15 protein-coding genes and 1 other annotated feature are annotated in these 14,957 nt (G+C 44.9%); of the genes, 10 read left to right on the top strand and 5 right to left on the bottom strand.

The annotated features are described in order from the left end of the window. Window positions 1-229 precede the first annotated feature (229 nt). Window positions 230-463: a binding site (T-box leader), on the top strand. 192 nt (window positions 464-655) lie between these two features. From R8695_RS13175 to sigF, 8 genes are all read left to right on the top strand, one after another. Continuing rightward, window positions 656-3,310: a valine--tRNA ligase gene (locus R8695_RS13175; RefSeq protein WP_154780820.1), complete on the top strand. Its 2,655-nt coding sequence runs from the start codon at window positions 656-658 to the stop codon at window positions 3,308-3,310. A 12-nt stretch (window positions 3,311-3,322) separates the two neighbouring features. Continuing rightward, window positions 3,323-5,353 carry an LTA synthase family protein gene (locus tag R8695_RS13170; protein WP_118509269.1) on the top strand — a complete coding sequence of 677 codons (2,031 nt, stop codon included), beginning with the start codon at window positions 3,323-3,325 and terminating at the stop codon, window positions 5,351-5,353. A 192-nt stretch (window positions 5,354-5,545) separates the two neighbouring features. Beyond that, window positions 5,546-6,844: a bifunctional folylpolyglutamate synthase/dihydrofolate synthase gene (locus R8695_RS13165; protein ID WP_118509270.1), complete on the top strand. Its 1,299-nt coding sequence runs from the start codon at window positions 5,546-5,548 to the stop codon at window positions 6,842-6,844. Next, window positions 6,841-6,993, top strand: a complete 153-nt coding sequence (locus tag R8695_RS13160) for a hypothetical protein (RefSeq protein WP_167515492.1) — start codon at window positions 6,841-6,843, stop codon at window positions 6,991-6,993. The genes R8695_RS13165 and R8695_RS13160 overlap by 4 nt, the downstream gene beginning before the upstream one ends. A gap of 10 nt (window positions 6,994-7,003) precedes the next feature. Then, window positions 7,004-8,380, top strand: a complete 1,377-nt coding sequence (locus R8695_RS13155) for a tetratricopeptide repeat protein (RefSeq protein WP_154780821.1) — start codon at window positions 7,004-7,006, stop codon at window positions 8,378-8,380. A 197-nt stretch (window positions 8,381-8,577) separates the two neighbouring features. Next, entirely contained in the window at window positions 8,578-8,892 is a 315-nt protein-coding gene (locus tag R8695_RS13150) for an STAS domain-containing protein (protein WP_118509272.1), read from the top strand. Window positions 8,893-8,910: 18 nt separating this feature from the next. Next, on the top strand, window positions 8,911-9,336 hold the full coding sequence (spoIIAB, locus tag R8695_RS13145; protein ID WP_118509273.1) for an anti-sigma F factor: 426 nt from the start codon (window positions 8,911-8,913) through the stop codon (window positions 9,334-9,336). A gap of 2 nt (window positions 9,337-9,338) precedes the next feature. Continuing rightward, entirely contained in the window at window positions 9,339-10,052 is a 714-nt protein-coding gene (gene sigF, locus R8695_RS13140; protein WP_118509274.1) for an RNA polymerase sporulation sigma factor SigF, read from the top strand. Between the two features lie 57 nt (window positions 10,053-10,109). Here sigF and R8695_RS13135 read toward each other — a convergent pair whose 3' ends face one another. The 5 genes from R8695_RS13135 to R8695_RS13115 form a co-directional block, all read right to left on the bottom strand. Next, entirely contained in the window at window positions 10,110-10,724 is a 615-nt protein-coding gene (locus tag R8695_RS13135) for a stage V sporulation protein AA (protein ID WP_154780822.1), read from the bottom strand. Window positions 10,725-10,746: 22 nt separating this feature from the next. After that, entirely contained in the window at window positions 10,747-11,103 is a 357-nt protein-coding gene (locus R8695_RS13130) for a SpoVA/SpoVAEb family sporulation membrane protein (RefSeq protein WP_118509276.1), read from the bottom strand. A 27-nt stretch (window positions 11,104-11,130) separates the two neighbouring features. Further along, window positions 11,131-12,201, bottom strand: a complete 1,071-nt coding sequence (locus tag R8695_RS13125; protein ID WP_154780823.1) for a stage V sporulation protein AD — start codon at window positions 12,199-12,201, stop codon at window positions 11,131-11,133. Continuing rightward, window positions 12,198-12,647 carry a SpoVA/SpoVAEb family sporulation membrane protein gene (locus R8695_RS13120; protein ID WP_330585260.1) on the bottom strand — a complete coding sequence of 150 codons (450 nt, stop codon included), beginning with the start codon at window positions 12,645-12,647 and terminating at the stop codon, window positions 12,198-12,200. The genes R8695_RS13125 and R8695_RS13120 overlap by 4 nt, the downstream gene beginning before the upstream one ends. Window positions 12,648-12,725: 78 nt before the next feature. Next, entirely contained in the window at window positions 12,726-13,145 is a 420-nt protein-coding gene (locus R8695_RS13115) for a stage V sporulation protein AB (protein WP_154780825.1), read from the bottom strand. 136 nt (window positions 13,146-13,281) lie between these two features. On the opposite strand from R8695_RS13115, the gene R8695_RS13110 reads away from it, so the two are divergent. After that, the gene (locus R8695_RS13110) at window positions 13,282-13,995 is read left to right on the top strand and encodes a tRNA threonylcarbamoyladenosine dehydratase (RefSeq protein ID WP_154780826.1); all 714 of its coding nucleotides are present in this window, start codon (window positions 13,282-13,284) and stop codon (window positions 13,993-13,995) included. Window positions 13,996-14,035: 40 nt separating this feature from the next. After that, on the top strand, window positions 14,036-14,956 hold the full coding sequence (gene murB / locus R8695_RS13105; RefSeq protein WP_330585261.1) for a UDP-N-acetylmuramate dehydrogenase: 921 nt from the start codon (window positions 14,036-14,038) through the stop codon (window positions 14,954-14,956). Window position 14,957: the final 1 nt, after the last annotated feature.

Raw genomic sequence — 14,957 nt, 5'->3', positions numbered from 1 at the left:
TTTTACAAAAAGACCATAATTTAGTATTTCTTTTACAGCGGGTAAACCAAATGTTTGCTCGCTGTTTTTATATATTTAACCGAATAAACTGCGGAACAGTTACTAAGTTATTAGCAGTCGGCAAAGAGGCTGATTTTATCCATTTGATAAACAATTGCAGGCATAAATTTGTGAAATCCCGTGAAACATCCTTGACAAAAAATGCTTTTTTCATTATAGTAGAATCCAGAAAAAGGCTGTGAAAAAGAGGAGTAGGCGGGGATGCCCCACAGAGAGGGAAGCTTATAAGCTGAAAGGTTTCCCGGGAACGGAAGCGCTGAAGGTAGCTTTGGAGCCGGGAGGCTGAAGTGAGTGGTATGATAATAGTGAGATTCATATACGCGCATGGTAGGCTTTCACGTATCCCGCGTTAAGGGAATGAGAGACAAACTAAGGTGGTACCGCGATTTATGTCGCCCTTTGCACGTATAATGCGTGTAAGGGGCTTTTTTAATCGGATAAAATGTTCAGGATATATGAGATGGTTATCAGATCAAAAAAGCATAGAGCAAGGCGGATAATTTTATTCGTTTGGCTGTAATGGTATTACTTTACCGCGGAGTGATCCGTAGATACTTCAAATTACAGATAGAACATATAATACCAGGAGGACATTATGAGCAAAGAACTTGCAAAAACCTACGATCCTAAGGGAATCGAAGAGCGTCTTTACCAGAAATGGATGGACAACGGCTATTTCCATGCAAAAGTAAACCCGGACAAGAAACCGTTTACAATTGTTATGCCGCCGCCAAACGTAACCGGTCAGCTTCACATGGGACATGCGCTGGATGAAACCATGCAGGATATCCTGATCCGTTTCAAGAGAATGCAGGGATATGAAGCATTATGGCAGCCGGGAACTGACCATGCAGCCATCGCTACAGAGGTTAAGGTTATCGATAAACTGAAAAAAGAAGGGATCGACAAACACGATATCGGCCGTGAGGAATTCTTAAAACATGCATGGGCATGGAAAGAAGAATACGGCGGAAAGATCATCAATCAGTTAAAGAAACTGGGGGCTTCCGCAGACTGGGAGAGAGAACGTTTCACAATGGATGAGGGATGTTCCAAGGCAGTACAGGAAGTATTCATCAAATTATATGAAAAAGGCTACATCTACAAAGGTTCCAGAATTATCAACTGGTGTCCGGTATGCCAGACTTCCATCTCTGATGCAGAAGTTGAGCATGAAGACCAGGACGGATATTTCTGGCACATCAATTACCCGATCGTAGGGGAAGAGGGACGTTTCGTAGAGATCGCAACTACACGTCCGGAGACTCTGCTGGGTGATACTGCTGTTGCCGTAAACCCGGAAGATGAGCGTTACAAAGATCTCATCGGCAAGATGCTGAAACTTCCTCTGACAGACAGAGAGATTCCTGTGATCGCTGATGAATATGTAGACAAAGAATTCGGAACAGGATGTGTAAAGATCACGCCTGCTCATGACCCTAACGATTTCGAGGTTGGACGTCGTCACAATCTGGAAGAGATCAACATCATGAATGATGATGCAACCATCAACGAACTTGGCGGAAAATACGCCGGTATGGATCGTTATGAAGCGCGTAAGGCAATGGTAGCAGATCTGGATGCACTTGGACTTCTGGTAAAAGTAGTTCCGCACAATCACAGCGTTGGAACCCATGATCGCTGCGGCACAACGGTAGAGCCAATGATCAAACCACAGTGGTTTGTAAAGATGGATGAGATGGCAAAAGCTGCGATCAAAGCACTGGATGACGGAGATCTGAAATTCGTTCCGTCTCGTTTTGACAAAACATATCTTCACTGGCTTGAGAACATCCGTGACTGGTGTATTTCCAGACAGTTATGGTGGGGACACAGAATCCCGGCTTATTACTGTGATGACTGCGGTGAAGTAGTGGTAGCAAGAGAAATGCCTGAGAAATGCCCGAAATGTGGATGCACACATCTTCATCAGGATGAGGATACACTGGATACCTGGTTCAGTTCTGCCTTATGGCCATTCTCCACACTTGGCTGGCCGGACAAAACACCGGAACTGGAATACTTCTATCCAACAGATGTACTTGTTACGGGATATGATATTATTTTCTTCTGGGTTATCCGTATGGTATTCTCTGCTCTGGAGCAGACAGACAAGGTTCCGTTCCACCATGTACTGATCCATGGTCTGGTACGTGATTCCCAGGGACGTAAAATGAGTAAGTCTCTTGGAAATGGTATTGACCCGCTGGAAGTTATCGACAAGTACGGCGCAGATGCTCTTCGTCTGACACTGATGACAGGTAATGCACCTGGAAACGACATGCGTTTCTACTGGGAAAAAGTAGAAAGCAGCCGTAACTTTGCAAACAAGATCTGGAATGCTTCCCGTTTCATTATGATGAACCTGGACGGCAAGACAGTGACAGAACCGGAGAACTTAAATGATCTCTGTGCAGAAGATAAATGGATCCTGTCTCACTTAAATACAGTCATCCGTGAAGCAACAGAGAACATGGAAAAATATGAGCTGGGTATCGCAGTACAGAAAGTTTATGATTTCCTGTGGGATGAACTCTGTGACTGGTACATCGAGATGGCTAAAGTCCGTCTGTGGAAAGCAGAGGAAGATCCGAAAGCTGCCAACGATGCACTCTGGACATTAAGAACAGCACTGACAGAAGGCCTGAAACTTCTTCATCCGTATATGCCATTTATCACAGAGGAAATCTACTGCACACTTCTTCCGGAAGAAGAGTCCATTATGATCTCCGACTGGCCGGTATACAGAGATGAGAGAAACTTCCCGGATGCCGAGAAAGCAATCGAGGGCTTCAAAGAGGTTGTAAGAGGTATCCGTAATACCAGAACAGAGATGAACGTTCCGAACAACCGTAAGACAAGCCTGCATATCGTTGTAAAAGATGCTGATACAGCAGCAATGTATGAGAACAGCAAGAAATCCTTTGTAAATCTTGCATTTGCAAAAGAAATTCTGGTACAGACAGACAAGGAAGGAATCAGCGAGGATGCAGTTTCCGTAGTTGTTTCCAATGCGGTTGTATACATGCCGTTAGAAGACCTGATCGACAAAGAGAAAGAGATCGAACGTCTGACAAAAGAAACAGAACGTCTCACAAAAGAGATCGCAAGATGCGAAGGTATGCTGAATAATCCGAACTTCGTAAACAAGGCACCTGCTGCAAAAGTTGATGCGGAGAAAGATAAACTTGCAAAATACAAAGAAATGATGGATAAGGTTAAAGGACAGTTAGAGCAGCTTAAGAAATAAGGGAGTGCATATATGAAATTGTACAAGATTTGTAACAAGATATCCCTTTTACTCCATGTACTTGCCAGTGCTGCAGGATATTTTGTTATGGAGGCAATCTGCCGTCACTCATTTATAGAAGCCTGGAATTATATGACCCAAAAACCGCTGGTTTTCGCATATAATGCAGCTTTTATTTTCACTTCGTCACTGATTGTTTATCTGTTCAGGAGAAGAACGTTCTGGAGGGTCCTGGTTACGTTGTTCTGGCTGATACTGGCCATTATCAATGGCGTTCTCCTGCTGAACCGTGTTACGCCTTTTACCGGACCGGATCTGCATCTGATCACCGATGCGCTGAAGGTTGCCAACAAATACCTGCCTTTTGCAGGTGTTGTGACAGTCTGCATCCTGTTTGGAATCGTGATCCTGCTGCTTTTGATCCTGCTGATCAAAGGACCGAAATATACAGGGAAACTGAAATACAGATACAATATTCCGCTGATCATTCTGGCAGGACTGCTTTTCGCTGGAAGTACACAGCTTGCACTGGAAAAGAGAGTACTTTCCAATTATTTCGGAAATATTGCCTTTGCCTATGAAGATTACGGATATCCGTATTGTCTGGCAACTACTATTTTCAATACAGGTATCAGTTGTCCCCGGGATTATTCCGAGGAGGAGATTGCGAGAATAGAAAAGACGGAGAAAAATCTCCCCGAAACTCAGGAAGAAAAACGTCCGAATATTTTGTTTCTTCAGCTGGAATCATTCTTTGATCCTACGCTGGTAAATTACCTGAATATTTCAGAAGATCCTATTCCTAGTTTCCGTCAGCTGATGAAGGATTATTCCTCAGGATACTATAAGGTTCCGTCTGTTGGCGCAGGAACTGCCAACACAGAGTTCGAATCTATCACCGGAATGAGCATGCATTATTTCGGACCAGGAGAATATCCGTATAAGAGTATTCTGAAAGAGACTACCTGCGAGAGTGCTCCTTATGTGCTGGAAAGTCTGGGATATACCACTCATGCAGTACATAACAATGAATCGAACTTTTATGGCAGAAGATATATATTCCCGAATCTTGGATTTGATACCTTTACATCCGAAGAATATATGGCCAGAGAGGATGATAAGAATCCCAACGGCTGGGTAAAAGATGAAGTTCTGACAGATGAGATCATCAAATGTCTGGATTCCACAGAAGGTCCTGACTATGTATACACGATTTCCGTACAGGGACATGGTGCATATCCGGATGAACAGATCCTTGAGGATCCGGAGATCACTGTTTCCGGCGCATCAACAGAGGCAGAGAATAACAAGTGGGAATATTACGTAAATGAAATCCATGAGATGGATAATTTCGTCAAAGAGCTGACAGACAGGCTTGCGGATTATCCTGAGGATGTGGTTCTGGTTATGTATGGTGACCATCTTCCGACTATGGGACTGACTGTTGAGGATCTGGATAATAAATATCTGTTCCAGACAGAATATGTCATGTGGGATAATTTTGGACTGAAGAAAAAGAACGAAAATCTTGCTGCATATCAGATGGCAGCAGAGGTAATGGATCGTGTGGGAATCCATGAGGGAACCATTTTCCGTTATCATCAGGCCAGAAGAAATACCAAGAATTATCAGGTGGATCTGGAAACCCTTCAGTATGACCTGCTGTATGGAGAACGCTATTCCTATGGAGGGGAAAGCCCGTATCAACGTACAAGGATGAGAATGGGTATCTATGATGTAACGCTGGATTCCATACAGTGTATATCGGAAACGGATCACACGTATTATATCAAGGGAACGGAGTTTACGCCTTCCAGTGAAATCAAATTAAATGGAGAATGGTATGATACCATTTATCTGAATCCTACGACATTGATGATAACAGGAACAGAACTGACGGATTTTGACAGGCTGTCGGTGATCCAGCGAAGTAATAGTTCCACAAGGAAACCGCTGAGTAAGAGTTACGACCGCTCCTGTTATGCACTTTATGCAGAAAATAAATGGAAATTGAGTGAGAGCACAGATACAGCTGGGGATTAATCAACCAGATTTTGTCGGATAAAATATTACGATTGGTACTGGACATCTTCCACCACTATTATATAATGTTAAAGTAACGAAAGAGAATCATGGTTTCGGGGTCAGAGATCTTGTCATGCAGGCACGAACGACTTTTAGACTTTGGAATCCTGGATATCTCAAATACATTATAGATAAGTGGTGGAATTTTTTATGAATTACGAAGAAGCAGTTGCTTATATTGATGAAACTCCGAAATTTACCAAGAAAAACAGTCTGGATCATACGAAGGAATGTTTAAGAAGACTGGGCAATCCTCAGGACAGATTCAAGGTGATCCATGTAGCGGGTACCAATGGAAAGGGCAGTACATGTGCATTTCTGACATCAATCCTGCGTGAAGCCGGATATTCCTGCGGACTGTTTACTTCTCCTCATCTGGTTGAGATCAATGAGAGATTTCAGATCAATGAGGTAAATATTGACAATGATACATTCCTGAAAGCTTTTGAGAAAGTAAAGGCGCTTTCTGATGAACTGGTTGCAGAAGGAAGTTATCATCCGACTTATTTCGAAATGCTGTTCCTGATGGGAATGGTGATCTTCGCAGAGGCGGGAGTAGATTATGTGACTCTGGAAACAGGACTTGGTGGCAGGATGGATGCGACCACAGCAGTGGAGAATCCGGTTGCCTGTGTGATCACTTCCATTAGTCTGGATCATATGCAGTATCTGGGTGATACTGTGGCAAAAATTGCAGGGGAAAAGGCTGGTATCATTGTACCTGGCGTCCCGGTGATCTATGACGGGAATGATCCGGATGCAGCAGCGGTGATCCGTGCGAAAGCAGAAGAACTGGGAAGTCCGGCCTATGAAGTGAAGAGATCTGATACGGGAATTATCAGAAATACTTCCGCAGGCATTGATTTTTCATTCCAGAATGAGTATTATGGGGATACGGTTTTCTCCATTCCGTTTATTGCGAAATATCAGGTGATGAACAGTGCACTTGCCTTAAAGACTATGGAAGTTTTGCAGAATATGATTCCTGTATCTGTGGATAAGATCCATGAAGGAATTGTCAGAACACGCTGGCAGGGAAGAATGGAAACAGTGCTTCCAGGTGTGATCGTGGACGGTGCGCATAATGAGGACGGAGTTGAGAAGTTCGTAGAGACAGCAGAGCATTTCCAGAAAGAATGTCCGCTGACTTTGCTTTTCTCAGCAGTAGATGACAAAGATTATACAGATATGATACATACGATCTGCAGCAGGATCACATTCCGCCATGTGGTTGTGACTTCTGTAGGAGGATACCGTGAAGTTCCGGCAGAAAGATTTGCGAAGCTTTTCGCAGAAGCAGGAGTTTCATCGGTAGAAGCTGTGGAAGATATTGAAACAGCATTTGGAAGAGCACTGGAAGCCAAAGGGGAAGATGGGATGCTTTTCTGTGTAGGATCTCTGTATCTTGTAGGTGAGATTAAAGATGTGATCAGGAGAAATAAGAAATGATAGATTACGAAGAGGAACTTAAGAAGTTTGAACCGTGCCTGGATGTGACAGATGCGGAGGGCGCCATATATGAAAGGGAACTGACAGATATTCTGGATGTTCTTCAGGAAGTTCTCCGTGAGGCCAAAAGCCAGCGCCGGGTGAAATAAGGAGAAATACATGAATTGTATGAATTGTGGTGCATTTCTGGCAGATAAGGATCTGGATTATTGTCCTCGCTGCGGATGTAATGTACTTATCCAGAAAAAGGTGGATTACCTTTCTAGACATTATTACAATATGGGACTGGAGAAGGCAAGTGTCCGCGATCTGTCAGGTGCGATCAGCTGTCTGAAGCAGAGCCTGATTTATAATAAACATAATATACAGGCCAGAAATCTGCTGGGACTGGTATATTTTGAGACTGGTGAGGTGGTGTCTGCGCTCAGTGAATGGGTGATCAGCAAAAATCTTCAGCCTACCAGAAATCTTGCAACAGAATATATCAATAAACTGCAGGCTAATTCCAATAAGCTTGAGGCAATTAATGAGACGATCCGAAAATATAATGATGCCCTGAACCTGTGCAGGGAAGGACATGAGGATATGGCTGCCATACGGCTGAAAAAGATTCTGACCCAGAATCCCAAACTGATCAAGGGATATCATCTTCTGGCATTGATCCGTATGAAAGAAGGAGAATACAACAGAGCCAGGAAGGCATTGAGAAAAGCCGCAAGGATCGATAAGACCAATACAACAACTCTCCGGTTTCTGAAAGAGATTGATGATCAGACAGGTGTGACTACGAAACTGGAGCATCAGAAAAAAGGATTTTTCAGGAACGGGGCAGGGAAGAAAGCAGAGCAGGAAAACAGCAGCGTGGATATGACGGTTCAGGTTCCTGCTTACAAAGAACAGTCCAGGATCTCATTGTTTTTTACACTGGTAGCCGGTTTTGGTGCGGGACTTCTGGCATTTTATCTTCTGGCAGTGCCTTCTATACGTCAGGGAATCTACAGGGAGGCCAACCAGCAGATCGTAAAATACAGCGATGCGGTGTCCAGCCAGGGAGCTGAACTTACGAAAGCGCAGAGTCAGGCGCAGGAATCAGATGACACAGTGGCTGCAGCTTCCAAACAGATCGAAGAAGAGAAGAAGAAAAGCAGCAGCTATGAAGCTCTTCTGGAAGCTTACACAGCACTGCAGCAGCAGAATGTGGACGAAGCTGCCCTGAAGGTTCAGAATGTTTATGCAGATACACTTTCGGACAGCCTGAAGGGAATTTACAATTCCATCTGCAGCAGTACAGGTGTCACCGGTATTGAAGGAGATTCAGGGGATGGCAGTGATACCTCATCGGGAGATACTTCATCAGAAGATACTTCATCAGAAGATACTTCATCTGACAGTGAAGATTCATCAGGAGATACTTCCTCTGATAGTGAGGATTACTCAGCGGATACCTCGTCTTATGATGAATCTGGAGACAACAGTTATGATGACAGTTCTTATGATGAATCCTATGACGATGGCTCTTATGACAGCGGATATTAGAATTTTATAAAATACAAAAGAGATGTGTGTAGAAATATGCAGGTCTCTTTTTTGTATAATAGGAAATTTCAATGAATTTCCTATTATACAAAAATACCTCCGGGCAGGATCGCACTGCGGCGGAAAGGAATTATGTCACTGAAGCGACCCGCTGCAGGCGGGAAACTTTATTATGTAACAGGGGGAATAAGAAGAATATGAAGAGCGTATTTGAAGTACAGGGAAACTGCCTGACAGTCCATCTTCCGGAGGAAGTGGATCATCCGGTATCAGAGGATATCCGAAAAGAATCCGACAATATCATGCGGAAAAAATATATCCGAACTATGATATTTGATTTTTCGGAAACCATGTTTATGGACAGCTCCGGGATCGGACTGATCATGGGAAGATACCGGGCAATGGGAATGCGGGGAGACTGTATCCGTGCTACAGGGGTCAGTGCATATATTGAAAAACTTCTGCATTTATCCGGAGTTTACAAATTTGTGGAAATCTGCAGGGAAGTATAAAGAAGGGGAGGGCATATGATGGATAATACCAATGAAATGCAGATCATTTTTGACAGCCGGCCTGTAAATGAAGGGCTGGCGAGAGTGACAGCAGCAGCTTTCTGTACACAGCTGAATCCTACACTGGAGGAGGTGGCGGATTTAAAGACAGCTGTTTCGGAGGCTGTGACCAACTGTATTATTCATGCTTATGAGGGAAAGGTAAGCAAGATCGAGATGAAATGCCGTCTGGATGGAAAAGAATTTCTGGTGGATATCAAAGATCATGGAACCGGGATCGCAGACATAAAAAAGGCCATGGAACCACTTTTTACGACCAGACCGGATAAGGACAGATCAGGGATGGGATTTACATTTATGGAAGCATTCATGGATGAGGTGACAGTGGAATCACAGCCGGGAAAAGGAACGACTGTGCATATGAAGAAAATCATCGGGAGGTAGGAATGGAGCATACTCTTGCTCTCATCGAGAGGTCGCACCAGGGAGATAAAGAGGCAAGAGATACCATATTTAAAGAAAATGCAGGACTGATCTACAGTGTGGCGAAAAGATTTCTAGGAAGAGGCGTGGACATGGAAGATCTTTTCCAGATCGGAAGTATTGGTCTGCTGAAAGCAGTGGACCATTTTGACACTTCTTTCGAAGTCCGATTTTCTACTTATGCTGTACCCATGATCGTGGGAGAGATCAAACGATATTTAAGGGATGATGGAATCCTGAAAGTAAGCAGAAGCCTGAAGGAGAACTGCTTCAAAATTTACCGCGCGAGGGAAGAACTGGAAAAGACACTGGGAAGGGAACCGGGGCTCGGGGAGATTGCAGAGGCTGTAGGACTGCAGGAGGAAGAAGTGGTCATGTCCCTGGAATCAGGTGCAGAAGTGGAATCCCTGCATAAAATAATATATCAGGGGGAAGGCAATGATATTGCACTCCTGGACAGGATTCCGGAGAAGGAAAACGGACAGGAACAGGCACTGGAAAAAATATTTCTGAATGAGATGCTGGGAAAACTGGAGGAAAGAGAACGCCAGCTGATCCGTATGCGGTATTTTCAGGATCATACCCAGACGGAGATCGCAGAAGAACTGGGGATTTCCCAGGTACAGGTTTCCAGAATGGAGAAAAAAATTTTGAAGAAGCTCAGGGAACAGATATAAAAGAACCGGTGTAAACTGAAAAAGCTGCTTTGCTGGCAGCTTTTTCAGACCCGAAGATCAGGAGTTTTTCATGCGGTCAATATCTTCTATGATCGTTGTGTTGACATCGTCTTCATAAAGCCGCATTTGTACCTGCATGGGAGTGGGATCGGAAGTGATCTTCATATGACCGAAATGATTGAAGAAGAACAATACGCCAACGCCGATACCAATAGAATAAGTGATTTCCAGGATGGTGAAATGTCCGGAAGGCTGTCCGGTGACCTGAGTATAAATATTGGAAAAAAGACTTCCTACGTCAACGTCGTTATTAAAAGTCATAATAGAGAAACCTGCTCCGAAAAAAGTAGAAAGTCCTACGAAAAGAATTTTTACCCATTCCAGCAAAAAACCAGGGCCGGGTTTATTTTTGAATGTTATGATGAAATTGGGTTCTCCGATGGAGCTGATCTCCAGATCAGGCTCTTTCTGCTGGATCTGTGTGATAAGATCCATGACAGAGAATACATAGCGCCCCGGTTTGTCCGGGGGCAGATTGACAACAGGCATTACCCGGAGGCGGTTCAGAATTTTGCTGTTGCTGCAGGAAAGTCTTGCGATATCCTGCAGATAAACATGAGGGTGTTCGATCTGGATATTCTGATCCAGAAGCAGATAAAGAGTGTCGCTCATAGAATCTGTCCTTTCATAAAGTTTACCCTTTCATTTTGGGTTTAAAGATCAGGCTGGCAAGGTATGAAAAGATAAGGGCAGCAGAAACGCCTACAGCACAGGATTTGAAACCTCCCATAAAAAGCCCCAGAAGTCCGCTGGAATCAACTGCTTCTTTTGTGCCTTTCCAGAGGACATTGCCGAAGCCGAGAAGGGGGACAGAGGCTCCGGCACCTGCGAATTCGGTGAAAGGCTGATAAATACCCAGGGCACTGAACAAGGCACCGCTGCATACCAGAAGGACCATAACTCTTCCAGGCATCAGCCTGGTTTTATCCAGTAAGATCTGGACAAGGGCACAGATCAGTCCTCCTGTCCAGAATGCACGAAAGTAATCCATGATTATTAGTCTCCTTTCTGTAAAAAATTATAGTTCCCGTCGTTCGATCACAACTGCGTGGGCAATTCCGGGGATTGTGTCCCCTTCGTTGAAACTGACCTTGGAAAGCAGTGCGCCTGTAGGAACAAAGAGAATGCGGTTCCATTTACCTGCGATCAGTTCTGGAAGAATATAGCCTGCCAGAACTGAAGCTGCACAGCCGCAGCCGCTTCCTCCGGAGTGGGTATCCTGGGTCTGGGGATCATAGATCAGCATTCCGCAGTCCTGATGAACAGAAGAGATATCGATGTTCTGCTCGTTCAGAAGATCCAGAAGGATTTTCTGGCCAACCATTCCCAGGTCGCCGGTGAATATGGCATCGTAGTCAGAGACTGTTCTGTGGAAATCCTTTAAATGTTCGGAAATGGTGCTGCAGGCAGCGGGAGCCATGCATCCGCCCATATTAAAAGAATCTTTCAGGCCGAAATCTGTCAGTCTTCCTGTGGTGATGCCGGTAATGACTGCGCAGGTATCCTGGTTTCGCAGAGTACTTAATTCGCCGGGAACAGGACGGGCGGGAGGGTTGCACCCAAGTATGCAGGCTCCGGCACCTGTGACAGTCCAGGTAGCAGATAAGGGCCTTTGATTTCCATATCCCAGAGGAAACCGAAATTCTTTTTCCGCACTTGCGAAATGACTGGAGGTTGCACAGAGGATATGCTGTCCGTAACCGGCTGCGGTGCACAGGGCTGCCAGAGACAGGGACTCTCCCATGGTCGAGCAGGCTCCGAACAGCCCATAAAAGGGAATTCCCAGATCAGCAGTACCGAAGGAGGAGGCCACAGTCTGGGCCAGAAGATCTCCGGCAAACAACAGACGGATCTGAGAGAAATCCAGACCTGCCTTTTCTATGGCAAGGGCAGCAGCTTTTTTTTGCATGGTACTTTCGGCAGCTTCCCAGGTGTCAGTCCCGAAGAGCGGATCAGAACTGACGCTGTCAAAACAGGAGCCAAGAGGCCCCTCCCCCTCTTTCTGGCTTACGATGGAAGCACAGCTCTGGATAAAAACCGGGGTTTCAAAAGAAATGCTGGCATTTCCTGTGGTATATTGTCTGGTCATCCGATCACCTCCAGTATTTTCAGAATATAATAAATAACCCCAAGCCCCCAGGAACTTAAGATCCCGTACAGGATCACAGGGCCTGCAATGGTGAAGATCTTACAGCCGATGCCGAATACCTGGCCTTCAGCTTTGTATTCGATGGCTGATGCAGCTACGGAGTTGGCAAATCCGGTAATGGGTACCAGGCCTCCTGCGCCGCCGAATTTCCCAATCTTGGAGTAAAGGTTCAGTCCTGTAAGAAGAACGCTGAGAAGGATCAGGATCAGGGAACACCAGGAACCGGCGGTTTCCTGATCCAATCCGTAATTTTGGGCAGTATTCAGGATAAACTGGCCCAGGGTGCAGATCAGGCCTCCGGTGAGGAATGCCCTGCACATGTTCAGACCGAGATTGTGTACAGGAGTGATTTCTTTGACATATTGTTCATATTGTTTTTTGTTCATATAGATCATCCTTTCCGGAACAGGGAAACAGTTCCTGTTTTGTCTTTTGGCAGTTTTCTGGTATAATTCAAACACACTCTAGGACAGCCATGCGTGGTAGTAGTAGATCAGGGAGCCAAGTGTTTTGCCTGCGGCTACGCATAAGATGATAAAAGAAAGTCCGCGCTGAAAGCGGATCCGTCTGGCGAAAATGGGAAATACATCTGCCATTTCAGCGAGAGCCATGATCCAGCCGCCCAGAAAAATTCCGGAAAAGGTACCGTAAAGAATCAGAAACGGCATACCAAGGGAAATTTTCCATTTAAAGAGATATAAGAGATTTCCCAGGACAGTTCCGGCAAGGGTGATATCTTCATACAGAAGCATATGTCTGGCTGTGTGGGTGATGCCTGCATAGCGGGGAACAATGGACAGTCCGATCAGGAGTCCGGTAAGTCCCCCTGCAATGATCACTCCGGAACATAGACCGAGAAATCCCAGAAAGATCTGCTGAAACATAAAATACCTCCTTTGCGAAAATACTAACCATATAACAACAGTATGTATAAAAATAAGATTTATATACGTGTACTGTACTTTTGAACAGATAAATAGTATAATGACAGTCAGATAATGAATTTGGGGAGGGTATTGTATGCCGGATGCATTTGCCAGAATGGAAATGCTGCTTGGTGATGCAGGGACAGACAGACTGGGCAGAGCAAAGATTGTCGTTTTCGGGCTTGGAGGTGCCGGCTCATATGCAGCAGAAGCTCTTGCAAGATGTGGGGTGGCAAGTCTTACACTTGTGGATAATGGAACCATATCTGCGGATCATATTAACAGGCAGCTTTATGCACTGCGTTCAACCATTGGGAGAAGTAACGTGGAGATTGCCAAGGCCAGGATCAGGGATATAGACGAGGGAATTCTGGTACACACTTATGATACATTTTATAATGAAGAAACTGCCTGCATATTTGAACTGGGCAGTTATGATTATATTGTGGATGCCATGGATACAGTTGATTCGAAACTTCTTCTGATCCAGCGGGCAAGGGAATGCAATACTCCGGTGATCTCATGTATGTGGATTGGGAATAGGACAGATCCGTTTAAACTGGAGACAGCTGACATTTCCAGGATCACCGGATGTGTTTTTACCAGGATGTTTCGGGCACAGTTGCGTAAAAGGGGGATACGCAGGGTGAAAGTACTGTATTCCAGGGAGAAACCTGAACAGAAGTATGAAAGGAATACCGCACAGGGCAGTATTTCCTTTGTGACAGGGACTGCCGGGATGATGTTGGCAGCAGCTGTGGTGAGAGATCTTCTGGAAACAGACAGAACCAGGCGGAAAAGAAAATAAAAAATTAAAAATAATTGAGAAAGTTTGAGGAATGAAATCTGTGGATCAGAAAATAATAGAGCGTTTTAGTAATCTACTGGGAAATGAAAAGGTACGTATCAATGAGCCTATGAACCGGCACACTACCTTTCGGATCGGAGGACAGGCAGATTATTTTCTGCTACCTTCCAGTTCAGAAGAAGTGAAGGGAATACTGGAAATCTGTAAAGAGGAATCACTTCAGTATTTTATCCTTGGAAACGGAAGCAACCTGCTGGTAAGTGATGAAGGATACAGAGGTGTGATCATTCAGCTTTACCGTAATTATGGCGGACTTACTGTGGAGGGCACTGAGATCCGTGCAGGAGCAGGAGTACTGCTTTCACAGATTGCAGCTACTGCCAGAAACGAATCCCTGACAGGTTTTGAGTTTGCAGGAGGAATCCCGGGAACTCTGGGTGGCGCAGTTGTCATGAATGCAGGTGCCTATGGAGGAGAACTGAAAGATGTATTAAAAGAAGCGGTTGTAATGGACAGAGAAGGGAATATTTTTACAGTTCCTGTTGAGAAACTTGCCATGGGCTACAGAACCAGCCTGGTAAAAACAGCAGGATACCTTGTACTGGAAGCTGTCATTTCCCTGAAAAAAGGGAGCCAGGAAGAGATCCGTGATACTATGAAGGAGCTGGCTGACAGAAGGATCAGCAAACAGCCGCTGGAATATCCAAGTGCCGGCAGCACGTTTAAAAGACCAGAAGGGTATTTTGCAGGGAAGCTGATCATGGATGCAGGGCTTCGCGGATACCAGGTAGGAGGTGCACAGGTTTCAGAGAAGCATTGCGGATTTGTGATCAATAAAGGAAATGCCACGGCAGCAGATGTGTGCAGGCTGATGGCTGATGTGCAGGCGAAAGTGCAGGAACAGTTTGGGGTAACATTAGAACCAGAAGTGAAATTTCTGGGGGATTTTGACAGGAGATAAA

This window comes from Blautia luti (genome assembly GCF_033096465.1).
Classification (GTDB): Bacteria; Bacillota; Clostridia; order Lachnospirales; family Lachnospiraceae; genus Blautia_A; species Blautia_A luti.
The sequence above is the reverse complement of the archived record's forward strand: the minus strand, read 5'-3'. Positions and strand labels throughout refer to the sequence as shown.